Source organism: Streptomyces sp. NPDC087270, from assembly GCF_044744625.1.
Taxonomy (GTDB): Bacteria; Actinomycetota; Actinomycetes; order Streptomycetales; family Streptomycetaceae; genus Actinacidiphila.
Map to the genome: position 1 here is coordinate 368295 of NZ_JBIUYR010000007.1, position 21268 is coordinate 389562.

Consider the following 21268-nt stretch of genomic DNA (forward strand, 5'->3'; position numbering starts at 1 on the left):
TGACGCCTAGGCCGCGAGCGGGTGGGCGTCGCGCTGGAGGGGGACGAGGATCGGGCGGGAGCCCGGCCCACCGACGTGGGAGAAGGGCTGCGTACGCCAGTCGAGCGGGAGCGCGGCCGTGAACTGCTCGGTCGCGGGGGCGAGCACCAGCGGCTCCAGGGACCCCGCGTCGGCGACCGCGCGGCCGGAACCGGTGCAGACGGTCAGCCCGAACGGCTGCCAGGGGTTCGGGCACACCGCGTGCGACGGCAGCACGCTGTCGTCGCCGGCCACCGCGATCGGCCGCGCGCAGACCGGGCAGGCCAGCCGTACGACATCGGCGAGGTCGGTGCCCTCCTCCTCGGCACCCTCCTCGTCGGTGTACGGCTCCTCGGCGTCGTCGTACCCGTCGGCCAGGTCCGCGTCCTCGGCCGCGGGGGCGGGCGCCGGGGCGAGCACGAGGTCGCGTTCGTGCCCCTCCGCGACGGCCGATGTCGTCCGCACGCTGCGGCTGTGGCGCACATGGTTACGCATACTGCGTTCCCCCTTGGGTGTTGCCCTCCGTTGGGCCGGCCCGGCATCAGGCACGCGGCCATAGCGAGCACTTCCCGCCGCGCTACGCGGGTAATCGCGCCATACGGAGTGCTCCGCACGGTCGCCGTGTGGCCTTCGTCACACTCGCCGGGTGGGCGGTGGATGCGCCCCCGCCATGCGCCCGTACGCCCCCGGAATGCCCCGGGCCGTGCCCCGCCGACCCGCCTTATAGGGTGGCGAAAGGGCGGGGACCAGCGCGGTTGTGCCGGCGGAGAGCCGGCGGGCGGGAGTGGCACGGCATGCGGACCAACTGGGCGGGCAACCTCACCTTCGCCGCGGAACGCGTGCACCGCCCCGCCACCCTCGACGAGCTGCGCGCGATCGTGGCCGGCGGCCGCCGGGTCAAGGCGCTCGGCAGCGGCCACTCCTTCAACGAGATCGCCGACACCGACGGCGATCTCGTCGAACTCACCGCGCTCCCGGCCGAGATCGACATCGACAGCGCCGCCGGCACCGTCCGCGTCGCCGCCGGAGTGCGCTACGCCGAACTCGCCGCGCACCTGCACGCCCACGGCCTCGCGCTGCCCAACCTCGCCTCCCTGCCGCACATCTCGGTGGCCGGCTCGGTCGCCACCGGCACCCACGGCTCCGGCGACGCCAACGGCTCGCTCGGCACTTCCGTGACCGCCCTGGACCTGGTCACCTCCGGCGGCGACACTCTCAACCTCAGCCGCGACAAGGACGGCGACCGCTTCGACGGCGCCGTCGTCGCACTCGGCGCGCTCGGCATCGCCACCCACCTCACGCTCGACGTGGTGCCCACCTTCCAGGTCCGGCAGACCACCCGCACCGGCCTCGCGCTCGACGACGCCCTCACCCACTTCGACGCGCTCACCGGCGCCGCCTACAGCGTCAGCCTCTTCACCGACTGGCGCGCCGACCGCTTCACCCAGATATGGCTCAAGCGGCTCGACGGCACCCCCGAACCCGAACTGCCCTGGACCGCGCCCGCCCCCGGCCCGCTGCACCCCGTGCCCGGCGTCGACCCGGTCCACTGCACCCCGCAGGACGGCACCCCCGGCCCCTGGCACGAGCGGCTGCCGCACTTCCGCTCCGAGTTCACCCCCAGCAGCGGCGAGGAACTCCAGTCCGAGTACCTCGTGCCGCGCACCCACGCCACCGCCGCGATCGCCGCCGTCGCCGCCCTGCGCGAGACGGTCGCGCCGGTCCTGCAGATCTGCGAGGTCCGCACCGTCGCCGCCGACCGGCTCTGGCTCAGCCCCGCCTACGGGCAGGACACCGTCGCCCTGCACTTCACCTGGCGCCAGGACCCGGCCGCCGTCACCCCCGTGCTCGGCCGGATCGAGGCCGCCCTCGCCCCCTACGCGGCCCGCCCGCACTGGGGCAAACTCGCCACCACCGACCCCGCCACCGTCCGCGGCCTCTACCCCCGGATGGCCGACTTCCAGGCGCTGGTCGCGGCCACCGACCCCGACGGCACCTTCGGCAACGCCTTCCTGCGCCGGATGCTGGTGCCATGACCGACCAGCCCGAGCCCGGCCGTCCCGTGACCGCGAACCCCTCCGTGCCGGTAAGGTCGTCGGCTGTGGAGGAGCTGGACCGGCACATCGTGGAACTGCTCGTCGCCGACGGGCGGATGAGCTACACCGACCTGGGCAAGGCCACCGGCCTGTCCACCTCGGCCGTGCACCAGCGGGTGCGCCGGCTGGAGCAGCGCGGCGTCATCCGCGGGTACGCGGCCGTCATCGACCCGGAAGCGGTCGGCCTGTCGCTGACCGCGTTCATCTCCGTCAAGCCGTTCGACCCCAGCGCGCCCGACGACATCGCCGACCGGCTCGCCGAGGTGCCCGAGATCGAGGCGTGCCACAGCGTGGCCGGCGACGAGAACTACATCCTCAAGGTGCGGGTCTCCGCGCCCATCGAGCTGGAGCACCTGCTCTCCCGGATACGGTCGCTGGCCGGCGTCTCCACCCGCACCACCGTGGTCCTGTCCACCGCCTACGAGTCCAGGCCCCCCCGGATCTGATCCCGGCCCGGGCCGGGGGAGACTGGCGGTATGCACCAGCGCCCCGCCGCAGCGGCGACCACGACCCCCGACCCGAACGACCTGGACGGCCCCGCCGGCGGCACCGTGCTGCTGCGCGGCGGCTTCGTCTACAGCCCCGCCGACCCCTTCGCCACCGCGATGGTGGTCGACGGCGACACGGTGGCCTGGGTCGGCTCGGAAGGCGCCGCCGACTCCTTCGCCGACGGCGTGGACCAGGTCGTCCAGCTCGACGGCGCGCTGGTCACCCCCGCCTTCGTCGACGCCCACGTGCACACCACGGCCACCGGCCTCGCCCTGACCGGCCTCGACCTCGGCGCGGCTCCCACCCTCGCGGACGCGCTGGCCCGCACCGCCGCGTACGCCGACGCGCACCCCGGCGACCGGGTGCTGCTCGGCCACGGCTGGGACGACACCCGCTGGCCCGAGGGCCGCCCGCCGACCCGCGAGGAGTTGGACCGGGCGGTGCACGGCCGCCCGCTCTACCTCGCCCGCACCGACGTGCACTCCGCCGTCGTCACCACCGCCCTGCTCGACCTGGTGCCCGGCGCCGCCGACCTGCCCGGCCACCACCCGGCCGGCCCGCTCACCCGCGACGCCCACCACGCCGCCCGCGCGGCCGCGTACGCCGCCGTGACCCCCGCCCAGCGCGCCGCCGCCCAGCGCGCCGCGCTCCGGCACGCCGCGGCCCGCGGCATCGGCAGCCTGCACGAGTGCGCCGGCCCCGACATCTCCTCGCAGGACGACCTCACCGGCCTGCTCGCCCTCGCCGCCGCAGAACCCGGTCCCCGCGTGCACGGCTACTGGGCCGAGCCCGTGAGCGGCCCGGCCGACCTGGAGCGGCTGCGCGACCTCGGCGCGGTCGGCGCCGGCGGTGACCTCTTCGTGGACGGCTCGCTCGGCTCCCGCACCGCCGCGCTGCACGATCCGTACGCCGACCACGGCCCCGACGCGGAGGCCGGCCACCGCGGCGTCACCTACCTCGACGCCGACACCATCGCCCGCCACCTCACCCTGTGCACCCAGGCAGGGGTCCAGGCGGGCTTCCACGCCATCGGGGACGCCGCGGTGGCCGCCGTGGTCGACGGAGTGCGCGCGGCGGCCTCCACGGCCGGCCTGGACCGCGTACGGGCCCTGCGGCACCGCGTCGAGCACGCCGAGTCGATGACCGACGCGACGATCGCCGCGTTCGCGGAGTACGGCCTGATCGCGTCCGTGCAGCCCGCCTTCGACGCGGCCTGGGGCGGCGACGACGGCATGTACGCGGCCCGCCTCGGCCGCGAGCGGGCCTGCACCCTCAACCCGTACGCCGCGATGACCCGCGCCGGGGTGCCGCTCGTCCTCGGCTCCGACAGCCCCGTCACCCCCCTCGACCCCTGGGGCACCGTCCGCGCGGCCGCCTTCCACCGCACGCCCGAGCACCGCATCTCCGCCCGCGCCGCCTTCAACGCCCACACCCGCGGCGGCTGGCGCGCCCTCGGCCGCGACGACGCCGGCGTGCTCGTGCCCGGCGCCCCGGCCGACTACGCGGTCTGGCAGGTCGGCGACCTGATCGTGCAGACCCCCGACGAACGCGTCGCCAACTGGTCCACCGACCCCCGCTCCGGCACCCCCGGCCTGCCCGACCTCACCCCCGGCGCGCCGCTGCCCACCGCGCTGCGCACGGTCGTCGCCGGCCGCACGATCCACCGCCCGCCGAACGGGTGACCTGCGCTTTCCGGCATGCGGCCGAACGGTGTGCGGTGGACCGGTGGCGGCGTGTCGCGGTCGCGCCGGTGCCTCGCCACTGACCTGCTGATTTACCGGGAGTCCGCAGGTCACAGGGGTGTTGACAGTGGCTGGTCGGGGGCGAGTAGGTTCGGCCAGGTCCACCACAGGACGTCGGACCGGGGGCTCTCCGCGGTTGCGTCGAACACCGCTGGGCCATGGGGCGCCGCGCCGCACGCGCGCCGCCACTGGCAGCCAGGTCCAGCGTCCGCGGCGCGGAACGCGGGGGGAGTGCCGCCCGATCGACAGGTGTGACCCGGGAAGGGCCCGGACGCCCAGTAGACAACGGCCTCGGTGCCGAGCCGCAGCCAGCGGTTCCCAGGTCGGCCCGAAGGGTGTCCGGGCCCGCTCCCGTTGGGGCCCTGACCCGCCCGGCTGCCCCGTTCCGCCGGTTGAGGGACCACTCCTGGTCAGTGGCTGATCGCGCCGGGAGAACGGCGCGGCGAGCCACCCGTGTGCCGCGAGGTCCGGGAACCCACGGGGATCGGCGGGACGGGCGGACCCCGCCCCGGCCGAACCGCCAGGAAGACGAGGTACGGTCACCTTCGACAACTCTCTCGACCTGCAGGAAGGCCACCCCCGTGCGCCTGCGTCCGCCGAACGCCCCCGCGGCGCCCCCCGTGGCCGTGCCTGCCGCCGACGTGACCGTCGTACCGGTCGTACCGGCGACGCGGCGCGCCCGGTGGAAGGCCACCGCCAGGGCCGCGGCCCCCAGGAGCGGGGTGGCCGCGGCCTTCGGCCTGATGATGGCCGCCGCCTTCCCGCCGTACGGCGTGTGGCCGTTGTCGCTGGTCGCGGTGGCCGGCCTCGCGCTGGTGCTGGAGGGCCGCACGGTCCGCCAGGGCGCCTGGCTGGGCTTCGCCTTCGCGTTCCCGTTCTTCCTGTGGCTGCTGCTGTGGCTGCGGTCGGTGATCTGGCTCGCCGTGGTGGGCCTGTCCGCGATCGAGGCGCTCTATCTGGTGGTGATGGCCGCCTTGATGGTGGTGGCCCGCCGGCTGCCGTGGTGGCCGCTGTGGGCGGCGTGCCTGTGGGTGACCCAGGAACTGGTCCGCGACCGGCTGCCGTTCGGCGGATTCCCTTGGGGCCGGCTGGCGTTCGCGAACACCGGGTCGCCGTTCACCCCGCTCGCCGCGCTCGGCGGCGCCCCGCTGGTGAGCTTCGCGGTGGCGCTCAGCGGCGCCCTGCTGGCCGCGGCGGCGCTCGCCGCCCATCGGGCGTACCGTGCCCGCCCCGAGGCGCCACGGACCCGGGCACTGACCGTGCGGGGCGTCCTGCCCGCGGCCGGGGCGCTCGTCCTGGCCGCGGCCGTGCTGCTGTCCGGCCTGCTCGTGCCGATCCACACCAACGCCGTCGGGCACGTGAAGGTCGCCATCGTGCAGGGCAACGTGCAGCAGCCCGGCATGCACTTCCTCGGCCGCCCGATGAAGATCCTCGACAACCACGTGCAGGCCACCCTCAAGCTCGCCGCGGACATCAAGGCCGGCAAGGTGCCCAAGCCCGACATCGTGCTGTGGCCGGAGAACTCCTCGGACCTGGACCCGTTCACCTACCCGCAGGCGTACGACAAGATCACCGAGGCGGTCCAGGCGGTGGGTGTGCCGGTGCTGGTCGGCGCGCTGGTCGACGGCCCGGACAAGGCGCATGTGCAGAACGAGGGGATCGTCTGGGACCCGGTCACCGGCCCGGGCGCGCACTATACGAAGCAGCACCCGGTGCCGTTCGGCGAGTACGTCCCGTTCCGTAAAGAGTTGACCAAGGTCATCCCGATGCTGAACGAGATCCCGAAGGACTTCTACCCAGGTAAGGGCAGCGGTGTGATGCAGATCGGACCGGCGAAGCTGGGCGACGTGATCTGCTTCGAGGTGGCCTACGACGGAATTGTGCGCGACACAGTGAACGCCGGAGCCCGCGCCATCGTCGTACAGACCAACAACGCAACTTACGGCCGCACCGGCCAGCCCGACCAGCAGCTCGCGATGTCCAAGCTGCGCGCGGTCGAGCACGGCCGGGCCGTGGTCACCGCGGCGACCAGTGGGATCAGCGCGGTGGTCGAGCCGGACGGGACGATCGAGAAGCGCAGCAAGGAGTTCACCCAGCAGGTCATCAGCGCCGACATTCCGCTGCGCGACGAGAAGACGATCGCGGACCGAGTCGGTGCGGCACCTGAGTGGGCACTCGCTATGGTTGGTCTTCTGTCCTGCGCGGCCGCCACCGCGATCGGCAGGCTGGAGCGCACGCGCATGGCGAAAGGGCAGACGCAGCAGTGAACGAGGACGAGCAGCGGAGCTTCGACTCCCTCGGCAGGGTCCTGGTCATCATCCCCACCTACAACGAGGCGGAGAACGTCCGGCCGATCGTCAAGCGGGTCCGGGCGTCGGTGCCCGAAGCGGACATCCTGATCGCCGATGACAACAGCCCTGACGGCACCGGCAAGTTGGCGGACGAACTCGCCGCCGACGACCCGCAGGTGCACGTGATGCACCGCAAGGGCAAGGAGGGCCTCGGCGCCGCCTACCTGGCCGGGTTCCAGTGGGGGATCGACCACGACTACGGCGTGCTGGTCGAGATGGACGCCGACGGATCGCACCAGCCGGAGGAACTGCCGCGGCTGCTCACCGCGTTGAAGAGCGCCGACCTGGTGCTCGGCTCCCGGTGGATTCCCGGCGGCCGGGTGGTGAACTGGCCCAAGCACCGCGAGTACCTCTCCCGGGGCGGCAGCACCTACTCCCGGATGATGCTCGACGTGCCGCTCCGCGACGTCACCGGCGGCTACCGGGCCTTCCGGCGGCAGACCCTGGAGAGCCTGGGCATGGGCGACATCGCCTCCGCCGGCTACTGCTTCCAGGTGGACCTGGCCTGGCGCGCGGTGAAGGCGGGTTTCCACGTGGTCGAGGTGCCGATCACCTTCGTGGAGCGCGAGCGCGGTGACAGCAAGATGAGCCGCAACATCGTGGCCGAGGCGCTGTGGCGGGTCACCGCGTGGGGCGTCGGGGCGCGGGCGAGCAAGATCACCGGGCGCCGCCAGCTGCCGTAGCGTCATCGGGCCGCCGCTGCCGGTCAGTTGAGGATGTTGACCGCCCGGGCCACCACCAGCACCACGGTGACCAGCGACACCGCGGACTGCGCCATCATCAGCAGCTTCGCCTTCCGCGTCACCGGCAGCACGTCGGTCGGGCTGAACGCCGTGGAGTTGGTGAAGGAGAGGTAGAAGTAGTCCAGGTAGGCGGGCTCCCAGTGCGGAGGCGACAGCTGCGGGGACTGCAACTGCGGGAAGAGGAGGTCCGGCACGTCCTGCTCGCCGTGCGCGCGGGCGGCCGGGCCGCCACGGTCCAGCTCCCAGTAGGCGAGCGCGAAGATCACGACGTTGATCAGCCAGATCGCGCCACCGGTCAGCAGCAGCCTCCCGGCCGGCGTGTGGTCGGTGCCCTCGGCCAGCCCGCGCACCAGCAGGACCACGGAGTACAGGTTCGCGGCCCCGATCGCCAGGGTCAGCACCAGGCTGAGCACCCGGTACGTACGGGAGCCGCGCTCGATGCGGTGCGGGTTGAGCGCGATCAGGCAGGCGAGCAGGGCCGCCTCCACCACGGGGACCAGAATCCGGGGGTGGCCCACCAGCCGGTCGGGCAGCACGAGCTGGATCGCCACCACCGCGAGCACGGAGGCGGTCGCGGCCCAACGCGGCTCCCCCCGGGTGGCCCGGCGCCAAGCCGGTACGGCCTCGTTCCGGGCCGTGCCGGGTTCGGCCCGGGCGGGGACGAGCAGGGCCTCGATCCGGGCCAGGCGGTCGGCGAGGGTGTCGCCGTCGGGGGCGGGACCGCCGGGTGATCCGGCGTGCGGGTCGGCGGCTCGGGGCTGGTGTGCCTGCGGCGCGGGGTCGTCGGAGGGCTCCGGGTGTGTCACGCCGCACATCGTCGCTGGCCGGTACGGCGCCAGTCCAGCGCCACGGGCGCCCGGCGACGGGCTTTACCCGGCCTTTGGCACACTTGAGATATGACGACGAACACACCGCCCCCGGTCAGGCCGCAGCGACAGCGTCGCTCGCGGGCTCGCACCATCGTGCCGATCGCGATCGCGGTGTGGGTGGCGCTGGAGATCTGGCTGCTGACGGTGGTGGCCGGGGCGACCAACTGGCTCGTGGTCTTTTTGTGCATTCTCGCCGGGTTCGTGCTGGGCGCCGCCGCCGTGAAGCGCGCCGGGCGCAGCGCCTGGCAGAACCTCGCGGCATCCGTGAACGCCCAGCAGCAGGGGGTGCAGCCCGGCCCGCCCCAGGGCGGTGGCCGGACCGGCCTGGCCATGCTGGGCGGGCTGCTGCTGATCATCCCCGGGTTCGTCTCCGACGCGGTCGCGCTGGTCCTGCTGATCCCGCAGGCCCGGGCGTTCATCGGGCGCCGGGTGGACCGGGCGATACTCGGCCGCGCCGTGCCGATGCCGCCGGGAGGGCCCGCGGGCGGCTTCGGAGGGCCCGGCGGACCTGGCTTCGGCGGTGGACCCGGCTTCGGCGGCGGGGCCGGCCCCGGTGGTGGGCCCGGCTCCGGCAGCGGCTCGGGCGGCGGGTCTGGTTCCTCCGGGGACAAGGTGGTCCAGGGCGAGGTCATCAACCGGGACTGACCGCCCGCAACCGGCACGGACTGCCCGCCACGGCCCGCCACGGCCCTCTCGGCCTGCCACGGCGGGCGGCGGGGCCTGCCGTCGGTCGCGGCGACCGGCGGCACAGGATCGGGCACGCACAGGACACCGTAGGACGGCATAGGTACGCCCGGCGCGGAGCGGATGCTCCGGCCGGGCGGAAGGGTTCGGGGGCCGCGGATGCGGGCCCGGAGTGGGGCCCGCGGCGCCGCGGACCCGGTCCGTCAGGCGGTCTTGCGGTTGTCGCGCGGATGCACCGCGATGTTCATCGCTCCGGACCGGAGGACGGCGAGCCGTTCGGCCAGCACTTCCTCCAACTCTTCGAGCGTGCGCCGCTCCATGAGCATGTCCCAGTGCGTGCGCGCCGGCTTCGTGGTCTTCTCCTCGGGACCTTCTCCGTCCACCAGAAGCGCGGTCTGGCCGCAGGCGCGGCACTCCCACTCCGGAGGAATCTCGGCCTCAACCGAAAACGGCATCTCAAATCGATGGCCGTTCCGGCATGCGTACTCAACGGTCTGGCGCGGGGCCAGATCGATGCCGCGGTCGGTCTCGTAGCTGGTGGCCCCGAGTCGCGTGCCGCGGAGAGCTCGCTCACTCATGAATCGTGCCTCCCGGGCTTTGGTCGCCCACAGGACAGGTGTCGCTGTCGTCGTCATCCGGTCAACGTCCGGTCGGCGGTGAAGATTCCCGTTTCGGGATATGCGTCGCCCGTCGTGTCGCCCCTGTTTCTACCCAGCGACATCCCATTTGTCACACTCGGCGGGATATGTCACCCGCTGTCGTCGTATCTTTTGCGTGCAGTAGCGGTCAGCTCGCTGGGCCAACCGCGTACACTACCCGCCCGCACCCCTCAGGGCTAAATCGTGTCCACCACCCGGTGTTCCGGCGCTTCCCGGCGAATGCCCGCAGAGCCGTCCGTACCGGCCATGATCGGCTCGGAACCGGCCGCGGACGAGGCCGGGGGCCCGGCCTGGGACCGGGCCGGGGGAGTGTCGAACAGGCGCAGGAAGAACTGGGCGAGCGGGCCGATCGACACGGCGTACAGCACGGTGCCGACGCCCACGCCGCCGCCGAGTACGAAGCCCGCCGCCAGCACGGTCAGCTCGATGCCGGTACGGATCAGCCGCAGCGAGCGGCCGGTCCTGCGGTGCAGGCCGGTCATCAGGCCGTCGCGGGGGCCGGGGCCGAACCGGGCCGAGATGTACAGGCCGGTGGCCGCGCCGTTCAGCAGCACCCCGCCCACCACCAGTGGCACCCGCACCGCGAGCGCCGCGTGATACGGCACCAGGGCCAAGGTGGCGTCGAGCGTGAGGCCGACGAGCACCACGTTGGACACGGTGCCGAGCCCCGGGCGCTGCCGCATCGGCCACCACAGGAGCAGAACGGCGGCACCGACGACAATGGAGACCAGACCGATGCTGATCCCGGTCAGCCGCGACAGCCCCTGGTGGAAGACGTCCCACGGGTCCAGGCCGAGCGAGGCGCGGACCAGCAGCGCGTCGCTCGCGCCGTACAGCGCGAGCCCGGCGTAGAGACGGACGAGGCGGTGGACGGGTGGACGGCGCACGGGTACCCCCCTGGCGTGTGAACGGACGCGCATGCCACTCTGTGGCCTGTACACGGCTTTCTTCCACAGCCAATCCGGGAAAGGTGGACTGAGTTCGATGCCTCAGTGGACCGCTACGGTGAGCGCCGCGCACCTTGCCCGGCTTCTGACCCCCCGGCCGGCGGCCGGCGGGAGCGGGGCCGGTACCGGGAACGGCGGACGGAAGCTGCCCGCGTACCGCGGGCTGGCCGACGGGGTGCGGCTGCTGGTGCTGGAAGGGCGGCTCCAGGTCGCCGCGCGGCTGCCCGCCGAGCGGGAACTCGCACTCGCGCTCGGGGTGAGCCGGACCACCGTCGCGGCCGCGTACGAGGCGCTGCGGGCCGAGGGCTTCGCGCGCTCCCGGCGCGGCGCCGGCAGCTGGACCGCGATCCCCGAGGGCCACATCCTGCCCTCCCGCAGCCTGGAACCCCTGCCGCCGGACGCCGCCGGGTCCGTGATCGACCTCGGCACCGCCGCGCTGCCCGCGCCCGAGCCGTGGCTGAGCCGGGCCATGCAGGGCGCCCTCGCCGAGCTGCCCGCGTACGCCGCGACCCACGGCGACTTCCCCGCCGGGCTGCCGGTGCTGCGCGAGGCCATCGCGGACCGCTACACCGCACGCGGGGTGCCGACCATGCCCGAGCAGATCATGGTGACCACCGGGGCGATGGGGGCGGTCGGCGCGACCGCCCGGCACTCGGTCGGGTACGGCGAGCGGGTCGCCGTGGAGTCGCCCAGCTACGCCAACGTGCTGGAGCTGTTCCGCGAGACCGGCTCCCGGCTGGTGCCCGTCGCGCTGCGGGAGCGGCTGGGCGGCTGGGACATGGACGTCTGGCGCCGCGTGATGCGGGACGCCGCGCCCCGGATGGTCTACGTGATGCCCGACTTCCACAATCCGACCGGCACGCTGGTAGGCGACGACGAGCGGCGCGAGCTGGTCGAGGCGGCCCGGGTGGCGGGGGCCACGGTGGTCGCCGACGAGACCATGGCCGAACTGGTCCTCGACGGCGAGGAGTCCGGGGTGCGGCCGCTGGCCGCGTTCGACCGGGGCGGCACCGTGATGACGGTCGGCTCGGCGAGCAAGAGCGTGTGGGCCGGGCTGCGGATCGGCTGGGTGCGCTCCACGCCCGACGTGGTGCGCCGGCTGGTCTCCGCCCGCGCCTACCTCGACCTCGCGTCTCCCGTCGTCGACCAGCTCGCGGTGGCCTGGCTGATGCGGGGCGGCGGCTGGGAGCAGGCGCTCGCCTCCCGCCGGGCCCGCGCCCGCGAGTGCCGGGACGACCTGGTGGCCGCGTTGCGCGCGCACACGCCCGGGTGGGACTTCAGCGTGCCGCACGGCGGCATGACGATGTGGGTGCGCACCGGTGACGTCTCCGGGTCCCGCCTCGCCGTCACCGGTGAACGGCTCGGCGTCCGCGTGCCCGCGGGGCCCCGATTCGGGGTCGACGGCGCCTACGAGTCCTACGTCCGCATACCTTTCACCGTCAGCGGTCCCGCCGCCGACGAGGCGGCGGCCCGCCTCGCCCAAGCCGCCGAACTCGTCCGCTCCGGCGCGGCCCCCGACGGCGACCCGACCGGCCTCTTCGTGGCGTAGCCCCTGCGGGCCCCTGCGGGCCCCTGCGGGGTGGCCGCCGCGCCTTCGTCTGACGGCCGGTGGCCGGTTGCGCGCGCAGTTCCCCGCGCCCCTGCGGTTGCCCGCCGTCGTGGTGGCGGTTCGTGTCCGTCTCCGGCCCGGTGGCCGGCTGGTCGCGCAGTTCCCCGCGCCCCTGGGTAAGTGCGGCTTCCTCCGCGGTGGCCCGAGCCCGGGGGCCGTCGGACGACGACGGCGAGCAACCCCCTCAGGGGCGCGGGGAACTGCGCGCGCAACCGGCCACCGGCCGTGAGGCGGCAAGGAGCCGTAAGTCCGATGGCGGGGTGCCGTGGGGGCGCGGGGAACTGCGCGCGCAACCAGTCACCGGCCGTGAGGCGGCAAGGAGCCGTAAGTCCGATGGTGGGGTGCCGTGGGGGCGCGGGGAACTGCGCGCGCAGCCGGCCACCGGCCGTGAGGCGGCAAGGAGCCGTAACTCCGACGGCGGGGTGCCGTGGGGGCGCGGGGAACTGCGCGGCCAACCACGACGCACCGTCAGACAAAGGCGAGGCGGCCACCCCGCAGGGGCCCGCAGGGGCTAGCCGAGCTCCAGGTCGGCGACCGTGCGGACAACCGCTTCCTTGCGGAGGGTGACCGTTTCGGGCGTGGAGTTCCGCTCGGGTTCGGGTGGGGTCGGGGTGGAGAGGGGGGCGCCGTCGGAGGGGAGGAGGGCGAGGACCGCGGAACGGTGTGCGGCGGGGGCCTCCTCGTCGAAGGGGTCGGGCGTGGCGGGCACCTGGAGCCGGAGCACGGGGCCGGTGCCGAGTCGGGCGTAGCCGCGCCCGGGGGGCACGTCACCCGCGGGGGTGGTGCGTTGCGGCGCCCCGAGGACGGCCTGCACGTGCTCGGGTGCGAGCGGCCCGAGCACCACCCTGGCCCGGGTCTGCGAGATCACCACGGGCGCCAGCGCCTCGGTCGCGTCGAGCTGATCGGCCACCGCGACCGCGACGTTCGCGGTGCGCCCGTGCCGCAGCGGGACGTCCAGCAGCGCCTGCGGGTCGGGCCGCCCCTCGGCGAGCGCGAGTTGGGTGAGCGCGGTCGGCCGGTCGACGACGATCCACAGCGGCCGCCGTACGTCCTCGGCGACCGGATTCCCCGCCTGCCGGGCCCGGTTCACCGCGATCAGCCGCCGCTCGGTCTCGTGCGCGGCCCACTCCAGCGTCGCCGACGCCCCGAGCAGTCCGTCCTCGACGGCGAGCACGCCCGGCCGCCCGGCCAGGCACGCGTACTCCCCGGTGCCGCTGCCGTCCACCACCACCACGTCGCCGTGCACCAGCGCCTGGAGCGCGATCGACCGCAGCAGGCTGGTCGTACCGGTGCCGGGCTGGCCGAGCGCCAGCAGGTGCGGCTCGGTGGAGCGGGCGCCGGTGCGCCACACCACCGGCGGCGCGTCCCGGGTGGTCGGCTGGTCGCCGTCGCCCTCCTCGCCGGCCGGCACCGCGACCGGCACGGTCCGCTGCACCGTGTCGGTGTCGGTGAAGCCGAGCACCGTCTCACCCGGGGAAGTGACGAACCGCTGCGCGACGATGTCGGTCGGCAGCGGCGGCAGGGTGGTGAGGGTGAGGTGGTTCTCCTCCTCGTTCCAGTCGAAGCGGTACTCGCGGCCGCGCCCGGCCTTGGCATGCAGCAGTTGCTCCACCCGGGCGCGGGAGTCCGCCTCGCCGTCGGTGAAGTACGCCGGATAGCGCAGGTGCAGCCGCATCAGCCGGCCGTCCTGGAACTCGTACGAGCTGAACGCCCGGTCCCAGCCGCCGTCGTGCGCGTACAGCGGCGCCGGGTCGCCCGCGTCGGACAGGTACGGCACCAGCGCCTCGTAGAGCGACTGGAGGCGTACGCCCTCGGCCTCGGTCGGCCCGGCCGGCGCGGTGGCGGCGCGGTCCCGGCCCATCCACGCGGCCGAGGCGACCAGCGCGGCGACACCGAGGATCGGCCCGTACGGCATCATCGCCACGATCACGACCGCCGCGACGGCCAGCAGCAGCGCCGGTCCGCGCCGGTCCTTCGGGGTGCGGCCCCACCACCCGCCGGCCCAGGACGCCTGCCTGCGCATGCCTCGGGCGATGGTGATGACGGGGTGCAGCACGTCGCCGGCGCCGTCGGCCGCGGTGCGCGCCAGATCACGGCCGCGGACGAGCGCCGGTCGGGTGCTGAGGATGCTGGGAAGGGGACGCCTGGCCACGGGTTGCTCCATGGGTGGTTCGGGTGGGGGACGGCGCATGGGGGACGCCGCTGCGCGGGGGGACACGCGCGGAGAGCTGCGGGGAACGCGGCTGGGGGGAAGCACGGGGAGATCAGGTGCGAGGTGCGAGGTGCGGGATGCGGGGGTGCGGGGTGCGCGGGTGTGCTCGGGAACGAGGGCTGGGGAGCGGAACGGCGACGGGCCCGGGAGCGGATCGACCGCTGCCGGGCCCGAGGGGGAGGGGCAGGAGTGGCCGTCGGGGACGGCGCTAGATCTTGAGCCCGCCGATCAGGCTGGCCAGGCTCGCCCCACCCGCGGTGATGCTGGGGGCGATGGCGGTGCCCGCGAGGTAGAACCCGAAGAGGGCGCAGACCACTCCGTGGGACACCTTCAGGCCGTCCTTGCGGAAGAACAGGAAGCAGATGACGCCGAGAAGCACGACGCCGGAGATGGACAGGATCATGGGGCTCTTCTCCTGAGGTGATGGGGACGGTCACCGTGAGTTCTTCCAGGCTCACAAAAAGTAATAGATCGCGCTCGGTGGCAAATGGGTGATTTGTAGCTGATTTCCACCACTGGAGTGAGGAGGGGTACGAGGTGCGTCGGGCCCTGGCCGGAACGCCGCCCGGATGTGCCCGCTCCCTCCGGCCCTCCCCGCTTCCCGGCCGTCCCGGCGCCCGTGCCGGGGCCGCCCGGTACGGATGCCGCGTCACCTCGTCCGATCGGGTGACGGCGAGCCGCCGGGGTGACGCCCGAGGCGGCTCCGGCAGGATGGCCGGGTGCAGCCGATCCCCATCACCTGGCCCAAACTCGCCGACGCCCTCGCCGAGCGGATCGCCGACGGCCGCCCGCCCGGCCCGTGGTGGCGGGTCGCGGTGGACGGCGCCCCCGCCGCCCGCCCCGCGGACCTCGCCGATGCCGTCGCCGCCGCGCTGCCCGCGCTCGGCCGACCGGTCCTGCGGGTCGGCGCCGAGTCGTTCTGGCGTCCCGCCTCGCTGCGACTGGAGTACGGCCACGAGGACGTCGACGCGTACTACCAGCTCTGGCTCGACACCGGGGCGCTGCGCCGCGAAGTGCTCGACCCGCTCGGCCCCGGCGGCAGCGGCCGCGCCCTGCCCTCGCTGCGCGACCCCGGCACGGACCGCTCCACCCGGGCCGACTACGTCGAACTCCCGCCCGGCGGCGTCCTGTTGCTCGACGGGCCGCTGCTGCTCGGGCAGGGGCTGCCGTTCGACCTCACGGTCCATCTGCGGCTGTCCCCGGCGGCGCTCGCCCGGCGCACCCCGCCGCAGGAGCAGTGGACCCTGCCCGCGTACGAGCGGTACGCCCGCGAGGCGCTGCCCGAGGAGGCCGCGGACGTCCTGGTGCGCGCGGACGACCCGCGGCATCCGGCGTGGACCGGGTGAGGCGGCGACGGCAAGCCCGAGCCATCGGGTCGGCGGTCGCTGGCGTGCCCTCGGCGCCTCGCCCGGTGGGCGCCGGCGGCGGCCGAACGCCCCTGCCGGGCACGGCGTTTCGCGCGGTTGGCGGCACCCGTCCCGACCTGTCCCCGGCCCCGGCCGGACCCGCCTTGCCCTGGGACGGCGCCCACCACTAGCGTCCACGAGCACCATGACTGTCGCCACCGCGCCGCTGACCACCGAGCACATACCTCTTGCCGTCCAGCGGTACGACCGCTGGTTCGCCCGGGCCCGGCGCCCTCCGTCGCAGCGGTCCTGGCTCGCGGACGGTCCGGTGCGCGGCGAGGAACTGCTCGGCAAGCTCCACCAGGTGCCCGGCATCGAGGCGGTCCGCGCCCTCGACGGCGAGGGCGGCCTGATCGGTCACCTCGCGGCGATACCGCTCGACCTCGCCCCCGACGACCCCGCCGCCCTGCGCAGCCACCCGCGCTCCGCGCTCGTCCCGCACGGCGGCCACGCGCTCCCCTCCGGCCGCGAGAGCGAGGTGCTGCGCGCGCTGTACGTACGGGTCGCCGATCGGCTCGTCGCCGAGCGGCGGTTGGTGCACTACGTCGACGTGCCGGCCGGCGAGGTCGGCACCACGCCGTGGTCCGACCTCGGCTTCGGCCGGGAGCGGGTGCACGGGCTGATGGCGGTCAAGGCCCGCGGGCGGCAGCCGCGCGGGGTCGAGGGACTGGCCATCCGCCGGGCCGGGCCCGGCGACCTGCCGCAGATCGGCCGGATGGCCGCGGAGTCCGCCCGGCGGCAGCGCGGCACCGCCACCTTCCAGCCGCAGCCGGAAGCCGCGCTCGCGGCGCTGCGCGTGCACTACGCCGGTGCGCTCTCGGACTCCCGCTGCGGTGCGTGGATCGCCTCCCGGCGCGGCGAGGAGATCGGCATGGTGCTGCTGGTGCCCGCGCAGCCGGACCCGGTCGTCCCGGCGGCCTGCGTCGAACTCGTCGAGGCGTACGTCGAGCCCGCCTTCCGTGGGGAGGGGATCAGCCGGGTGCTCCTCGCGACCGCGCTCGCCTGGGCGTACGACGCCGGGCATCGCTACATGTCGGCGCAGTGGCCGTCCGCGTCGCCGCACGCCGCCGGGCACTTCCCCGCGATCGGCTTCCGCCCGGTCGCCTACCGGCTCTCCCGCACCCTCGACCATCGCCTCATCGGCGCCCCCGGCACGTTCTGAGGTTCCCCCCGGGGTGCCCCTGCGGAGGTGCGGCTCCTTCCGCTAAGGGAGCGCACCCAAGAACCGTACGAATCAGGGCAATTCGGAAACGTGTGAGCGGGATCACCGGATGAGTACGGTCCGCGGTCGGCCGTGATACGCCGAGTCAGCGCGACCGGCGCACCGTGATGGACGGTGGCGGGTGGCACACCTGAAGTAAGGGCGGCATAACGGACATCCGGGAGCGCGGGCACATACGGTGACGGGGGTGCCCGGGGGTGGGGAAGGGCCGTTTGCCCGGGTGGAGCGGCGTCCCCTACGTTCCGTCTCGTGCGGGGCAACCCGCTTCCCCTCCGCCGGGCGGACCGCCGAGTCCTGCCACCGCCCGCTACGCGGATCACCCGAACACCGACATGGCAGGAGCGGGGGAACCAGGTAAGCCGCCGCCCGAGTCGACCGCCGCACCGCCGGCGGGCGCACCCGGGCGGCTCGGGGTGAAGCCGCATCCGCGGCCGGGCATCTCCTGCCCGAACCCGACAGCTCACCTCGCAGGCGTAGGAGAGGACATCCCCCATGCCCGCACACAGCCGGCACCGCAAGCCCAAGGTCCGCAACGGCCGCCGTCTCACCCGCCTCTACGTGGCCGCCGGCGCCGGCGGCGCCGCACTCGTGCTGCCGCTGGTCGCCGCGACCGGCGCGGGCGCGGCCACCCCGGCGAAGAGCGCGACCGCCGCCTCGGCCACGTACAAGGTCGTCACGGGCGACACCCTGATCAAGATCGCCAGCGCGCAGCACGTCACCGGCGGCTGGCAGCAGCTCTACCAGGACAACAAGGCCGTCATCGGGGCGAACCCCGGCCTGATCCGCCCCGGCACCGTACTGACCCTCGACGCCGCGAAGGCCGCGCCGCAGGCGAAGACCGCGGCGAAGACCGCCACCGCGTCCACCGCCGCCGCCACGACCACCGCCGGCGCCGGCTGGATGAAGCCGGTCGGCGACGCCGCCATCGGCACCGGCTACAAGGCGTCGGGCTCGCTGTGGTCCAGCGGCTCGCACACCGGCGTCGACTTCCTCGTCGGCTCCGGCACCCCGGTGCACGTCGTCGCCGCGGGCACCGTCGTGTCGGCCGGCTGGGACGGCGCGTACGGCAACGACGTGATCGTCCGCCACGCCGACGGCAAGTACACCCTGTACGGCCACCTGTCGCAGGCGCTGGTCTCGGCCGGCCAGACCGTCACCGAGGGCCAGCAGATCGGCATCTCGGGCGCGACCGGCAACGTCACCGGGCCGCACCTGCACTTCGAGGTGCGCACCACGCCGAGCTACGGCTCGGACATCGACCCGGTCGCCTACCTGGGCAGCCACGGCGTCGTCATCTGACACCGGCACCGCGGTCGCACGGCCGCGATCGGCGGGCCCGCCCGGTTCTGGCAACCGGGCGGGCCCGTCCGCGCGTTCGGGCCGGGCGGGCCGAACTCAGGCCAGCAGCCCGGATAGTTCGCCGCGCGAGGCGACGCCCAGCTTCGGGTACGCCTTGTACAGGTGGTAGCCGACCGTGCGCGGGCTGAGGAACAGCCGTGCGGCGATGTCCTTGTTCGACAGGCCGTGCGCGGCCAGCCGGACGATCTGCCCCTCCTGCGGGGTGAGCCCCGCCTGCTCGGCGAGCGACCGCGTCTCCTGATGCACCGTCACCAGCGCGCCGGAGGCACCGAGTTCGCCGCGGGCCCGCTCCGCCCACGGGCGGGCGCCGAGCCGTTCGAAGACCTCCAGCGCGGACCGCAGCCGCCCGGCCGCCTCGCTTCTGCGCCGGGCCCGCCGCAGCCACTCCCCGTACAGCAGCTCGGTGCGGGCCGCCTCCAGCGCGCGCCGGTGCGGGTCGTGCGCGGCCAGCGCCGCCGTGAAGTACGCCTCCGCCTGCTCGTCGGGGGCCAGCAGTGCCCGGCAGCGGGCCACCATGGCCTCCGCCCAGTCCTGCCCCGTGCGTTGCGCCCACCGCTCGAACCGGGCGAACGGCTCGGCCGCGCGCCCGGGTTCGCCGAGGCGGACCGCCGCCTCCACCAGGTCCGGCACGCTGCGGGTGGTGCAGATGTGGTGCCGCAGCAGCGGCTCGGTGAGCAACTCCAGCCGCTCCAGGGCCGATCCGGCCCGGCCCAGGCCGAGGTCGAGCAGGCCCTGCGACCAGTACGCCCATCCGGCACCCGGCGCGGTCGGCGCGCCCGGTGCGGCCGCCAGCGCCTCGGCGACGTGGGCGCGGCACTCCTCCTCGTCGCCCCGCAGCGCGGCCACCTGCGCCAGCGCACCGCTCAACTGGCTGACCCACTGCGCCTGCTGGGTGTCCCGGGCGATCCGCAGCCCCTCGGCCGCGGTGGCGTACGCCTCGGCGATCCGCGACTCGAACACCTCCACCTCGGCCCGGAAGAACAGCACCGTGGCCAGCCGCCCCACCCCGCCGCTGTCCCGGCTCTCGGTCGCCAGCTGGGCGGCGAGTTCGTACGTCTGATCGTCCTGCCCGCGCAGCATGCCGGCCGCGCAGAGCATCACCAGCTCGCGGGGGTCGGCGTCGCCGCCATTGGCGGCCCGCACCGCGGCCGCGGCCGGCAGCAGCTCCTCCGGCGTCGGCGGGGCGGAGGCGGAGGCAGGGCCCGGTACCCCCAGCGCGCCGGCGAAGAAGTCCGCGACCGGGCGGATCGCCGCGTCCCGGGGCAACTCCAGTGCCGCCAGCCGCCCTACGGTCTCCTCGACCTCGGCGGCGCCCAGGTACCACGCGGTGTGCACCGCCTGCACCAGCATCCGCCCGGCCCGTTCCGGGTCCACCGCGGCCACCGCGTCGGCGCCCACCAGCAGCATCCGGTGCGCGCCGGGGAAGGCGCCCTGCCAGAAGTCGGCGAGCGCCCGTACGTACAGCGTCCTGGCGCGTATCACCGCCTCCGCCGCGGAGCCGGGGGAGAGGACCGGAGCCGCCACGCGGGCGGCCTGCTCGGCGAAGTCCCGGGCCCGGGGCAGCTCGCCGGCCTCCGAGGCGGCCTCGGCGGCCAGCAGCAGGCGGTCGGCGCGGGCGGTCGAGTCGGTACTCAGCCGGGCGGCGCGCTCGTAGGCGACCGACGCGGCGGAGTGGCCGCTGCGCCGGCGGGCCCGCGCCGCGGTGGCCTCCAGGGCGGCGGCCACCTCCTCGTCCGGGCCGGTCGCGGCCATCGCCAGGTGCCAGGCGCGGTGGTCCGGGTCGTGCACCGGGTCGGCCGCCTCGGCCAGCGCCCGGTGGGCGGCCAGCCGCTCCGGCAGCGGGGCCCGCTGGTGGATCGCGGCCCGCATCAGGGGATGGCGGAACCGCAGCCGGTCCTCCTCGTCGACCAGGACGAGCCCCGCGTCCTGCGCGGGCGGCAGGTCGTCCACGCCGACGCCGAGCGCGGTGGCGGCGGCGAGCAGGGTGTCCGGGTGGCCGGTGTGGTCGGCGGCGGCGATCAGCAGCAGCGTCTGCGTACCGCGCGGCAGGTCGGCGACCCGGCCGTGGAAGGCGGCCTCCAGCCTGCTGGTCAGCGGCAGCGGGTCGGGCCCGAGGTCCCCGCCGGGACCCGCCGCGCCGGCCGCGCCGGAGCCGTCGGCTCCGCCGGCCGGGTCCAGCGCGAGCGGCAGCTCCAGCAGGGCCAGCGGGTTGCCCTGCGCCTCGGCCAGCACCCTGCGCCGCACGGCCGTGCCCAGCCCGGCGCCGCGCTCGGCCAGCAGCGTGCCGGCCGCCGTCGCGTCGAGCCCGCCCAGCCGCAGCTCGGGCAGCCCCGGCGCGACGAACGCCCCCTCGCCGTCGCGGGCCGCGAAGAGCATCACCACGCCCTCCGCGTCCAGCCGCCTGGCCGCGAACGCCAGCGCGTTGGCGGACGCCCGGTCCAGCCACTGCGCGTCGTCGACGACACACAGCAGCGGCCCGTCGCCCGCGTGCCCCGACAGCAGCGACAGCACCGCGAGACCGACGAACATCGGCTCGCCCGCATTCCCCGCGGTCAGCCCGAACGCCGCACGCAGCGCCCGCTGTTGCGGCTCCGGCACCGACCCGATCGCGCCCATCGCCTTGCGCAGCAGCAACTCAAGACCGGCGTAAGGCAGTTCGGCCTCGAACTCGACGCCCGAGCTGCGCACCACCGTGAAATCCGCCGCGCGTGCGCACTCCACCGCGTGCGCCAGCAGCGCGGTCTTGCCGATCCCGGCGTCCCCGCGCACCACCAGCACCCCGCTGCGGCCCGCCCGCGCCCCGTCCAGCAGCGCCTCGACCGTGTCCGCTTCGGCTCCCCGTCCATGCAGCATGCGGTGCAC

General features: G+C 74.9%; 17 protein-coding genes and 1 riboswitch. Of the genes, 10 read left to right on the forward strand and 7 right to left on the reverse strand.

The window, feature by feature from the left end:
* Nucleotides 1–6: 6 nt before the first annotated feature.
* Nucleotides 7–483 (reverse strand): hypothetical protein, encoded by a 477-nt coding sequence (locus ACIPAE_RS17205; RefSeq protein WP_402445861.1) that lies wholly within the window; start codon nucleotides 481–483, stop codon nucleotides 7–9.
* Between the two features lie 329 nt (nucleotides 484–812).
* Between ACIPAE_RS17205 and ACIPAE_RS17210 the strand changes: the two genes are divergently transcribed.
* The 5 genes from ACIPAE_RS17210 (at nucleotide 813) to ACIPAE_RS17230 (ending at nucleotide 7379) form a co-directional block, all read left to right on the forward strand.
* Nucleotides 813–2054, forward strand: coding sequence for a D-arabinono-1,4-lactone oxidase (locus tag ACIPAE_RS17210; RefSeq protein WP_402445863.1), 1242 nt, complete (start codon nucleotides 813–815; stop codon nucleotides 2052–2054).
* Nucleotides 2055–2119: 65 nt separating this feature from the next.
* Nucleotides 2120–2560, forward strand: a complete 441-nt coding sequence (locus ACIPAE_RS17215) for an Lrp/AsnC family transcriptional regulator (RefSeq protein ID WP_328473841.1) — start codon at nucleotides 2120–2122, stop codon at nucleotides 2558–2560.
* A gap of 30 nt (nucleotides 2561–2590) precedes the next feature.
* Entirely contained in the window at nucleotides 2591–4285 is a 1695-nt protein-coding gene (locus ACIPAE_RS17220; RefSeq protein WP_402445865.1) for an amidohydrolase, read from the forward strand.
* Between the two features lie 686 nt (nucleotides 4286–4971).
* A complete protein-coding gene (gene lnt, locus ACIPAE_RS17225) occupies nucleotides 4972–6612 on the forward strand; it encodes an apolipoprotein N-acyltransferase (RefSeq protein WP_402445941.1) in 1641 nt (546 codons plus the stop codon).
* A complete protein-coding gene (locus ACIPAE_RS17230) occupies nucleotides 6609–7379 on the forward strand; it encodes a polyprenol monophosphomannose synthase (RefSeq protein ID WP_329371737.1) in 771 nt (256 codons plus the stop codon). The genes lnt and ACIPAE_RS17230 overlap by 4 nt, the downstream gene beginning before the upstream one ends.
* Nucleotides 7380–7402: 23 nt before the next feature.
* On the opposite strand, the gene ACIPAE_RS17235 is transcribed toward ACIPAE_RS17230, so the two are convergent.
* Entirely contained in the window at nucleotides 7403–8245 is an 843-nt protein-coding gene (locus ACIPAE_RS17235) for a DUF1345 domain-containing protein (protein WP_366410080.1), read from the reverse strand.
* Between the two features lie 90 nt (nucleotides 8246–8335).
* On the opposite strand from ACIPAE_RS17235, the gene fxsA reads away from it, so the two are divergent.
* The gene (gene fxsA / locus ACIPAE_RS17240; RefSeq protein WP_402445869.1) at nucleotides 8336–8953 is read left to right on the forward strand and encodes an FxsA family membrane protein; all 618 of its coding nucleotides are present in this window, start codon (nucleotides 8336–8338) and stop codon (nucleotides 8951–8953) included.
* Nucleotides 8954–9195: 242 nt separating this feature from the next.
* Here fxsA and ACIPAE_RS17245 read toward each other — a convergent pair whose 3' ends face one another.
* Nucleotides 9196–9570, reverse strand: coding sequence for an RNA polymerase-binding protein RbpA (locus ACIPAE_RS17245; RefSeq protein ID WP_031517570.1), 375 nt, complete (start codon nucleotides 9568–9570; stop codon nucleotides 9196–9198).
* A gap of 257 nt (nucleotides 9571–9827) precedes the next feature.
* Nucleotides 9828–10571 (reverse strand): YitT family protein, encoded by a 744-nt coding sequence (locus ACIPAE_RS17250; protein WP_402445872.1) that lies wholly within the window; start codon nucleotides 10569–10571, stop codon nucleotides 9828–9830.
* A gap of 64 nt (nucleotides 10572–10635) precedes the next feature.
* Here ACIPAE_RS17250 and ACIPAE_RS17255 point away from each other — a divergent pair, with 64 nt between their 5' ends.
* Nucleotides 10636–12147: a PLP-dependent aminotransferase family protein gene (locus ACIPAE_RS17255; RefSeq protein ID WP_329371746.1), complete on the forward strand. Its 1512-nt coding sequence runs from the start codon at nucleotides 10636–10638 to the stop codon at nucleotides 12145–12147.
* A 571-nt stretch (nucleotides 12148–12718) separates the two neighbouring features.
* On the opposite strand, the gene ACIPAE_RS17260 is transcribed toward ACIPAE_RS17255, so the two are convergent.
* Together ACIPAE_RS17260 and ACIPAE_RS17265 are read right to left on the reverse strand one after the other, a co-directional pair.
* The gene (locus ACIPAE_RS17260) at nucleotides 12719–14359 is read right to left on the reverse strand and encodes a hypothetical protein (protein ID WP_329371748.1); all 1641 of its coding nucleotides are present in this window, start codon (nucleotides 14357–14359) and stop codon (nucleotides 12719–12721) included.
* A gap of 268 nt (nucleotides 14360–14627) precedes the next feature.
* Entirely contained in the window at nucleotides 14628–14822 is a 195-nt protein-coding gene (locus ACIPAE_RS17265; RefSeq protein WP_103887705.1) for a hypothetical protein, read from the reverse strand.
* Between the two features lie 316 nt (nucleotides 14823–15138).
* Here ACIPAE_RS17265 and ACIPAE_RS17270 point away from each other — a divergent pair, with 316 nt between their 5' ends.
* The 3 genes from ACIPAE_RS17270 (at nucleotide 15139) to ACIPAE_RS17280 (ending at nucleotide 18346) form a co-directional block, all read left to right on the forward strand.
* The gene (locus ACIPAE_RS17270) at nucleotides 15139–15765 is read left to right on the forward strand and encodes a uridine kinase (protein ID WP_402445877.1); all 627 of its coding nucleotides are present in this window, start codon (nucleotides 15139–15141) and stop codon (nucleotides 15763–15765) included.
* 205 nt (nucleotides 15766–15970) lie between these two features.
* Nucleotides 15971–16987 carry a GNAT family N-acetyltransferase gene (locus ACIPAE_RS17275; RefSeq protein WP_366413946.1) on the forward strand — a complete coding sequence of 339 codons (1017 nt, stop codon included), beginning with the start codon at nucleotides 15971–15973 and terminating at the stop codon, nucleotides 16985–16987.
* 426 nt (nucleotides 16988–17413) lie between these two features.
* Nucleotides 17414–17534, forward strand: a riboswitch (cyclic di-AMP (ydaO/yuaA leader).
* 5 nt (nucleotides 17535–17539) lie between these two features.
* On the forward strand, nucleotides 17540–18346 hold the full coding sequence (locus ACIPAE_RS17280; protein ID WP_402445881.1) for a LysM peptidoglycan-binding domain-containing M23 family metallopeptidase: 807 nt from the start codon (nucleotides 17540–17542) through the stop codon (nucleotides 18344–18346).
* 96 nt (nucleotides 18347–18442) lie between these two features.
* On the opposite strand, the gene ACIPAE_RS17285 is transcribed toward ACIPAE_RS17280, so the two are convergent.
* On the reverse strand, nucleotides 18443–21259 hold the full coding sequence (locus tag ACIPAE_RS17285; protein ID WP_402445883.1) for an AAA family ATPase: 2817 nt from the start codon (nucleotides 21257–21259) through the stop codon (nucleotides 18443–18445).
* Nucleotides 21260–21268: the final 9 nt, after the last annotated feature.

Coding starts and splice junctions, on each gene's coding strand:
- ACIPAE_RS17255 (WP_329371746.1), top strand. CDS start 10,636: ATGCCTCAGTGGACCGCTACGGTGAGCGCCGCGCACCTTGCCCGGCTT.
- ACIPAE_RS17245 (WP_031517570.1), bottom strand. CDS start 9,570: ATGAGTGAGCGAGCTCTCCGCGGCACGCGACTCGGGGCCACCAGCTAC.
- ACIPAE_RS17285 (WP_402445883.1), bottom strand. CDS start 21,259: ATGCTGCATGGACGGGGAGCCGAAGCGGACACGGTCGAGGCGCTGCTG.
- fxsA (WP_402445869.1), top strand. CDS start 8,336: ATGACGACGAACACACCGCCCCCGGTCAGGCCGCAGCGACAGCGTCGC.
- ACIPAE_RS17265 (WP_103887705.1), bottom strand. CDS start 14,822: ATGATCCTGTCCATCTCCGGCGTCGTGCTTCTCGGCGTCATCTGCTTC.
- ACIPAE_RS17275 (WP_366413946.1), top strand. CDS start 15,971: ATGACTGTCGCCACCGCGCCGCTGACCACCGAGCACATACCTCTTGCC.
- ACIPAE_RS17220 (WP_402445865.1), top strand. CDS start 2,591: ATGCACCAGCGCCCCGCCGCAGCGGCGACCACGACCCCCGACCCGAAC.
- ACIPAE_RS17280 (WP_402445881.1), top strand. CDS start 17,540: ATGCCCGCACACAGCCGGCACCGCAAGCCCAAGGTCCGCAACGGCCGC.
- ACIPAE_RS17210 (WP_402445863.1), top strand. CDS start 813: ATGCGGACCAACTGGGCGGGCAACCTCACCTTCGCCGCGGAACGCGTG.
- ACIPAE_RS17250 (WP_402445872.1), bottom strand. CDS start 10,571: ATGCGCGTCCGTTCACACGCCAGGGGGGTACCCGTGCGCCGTCCACCC.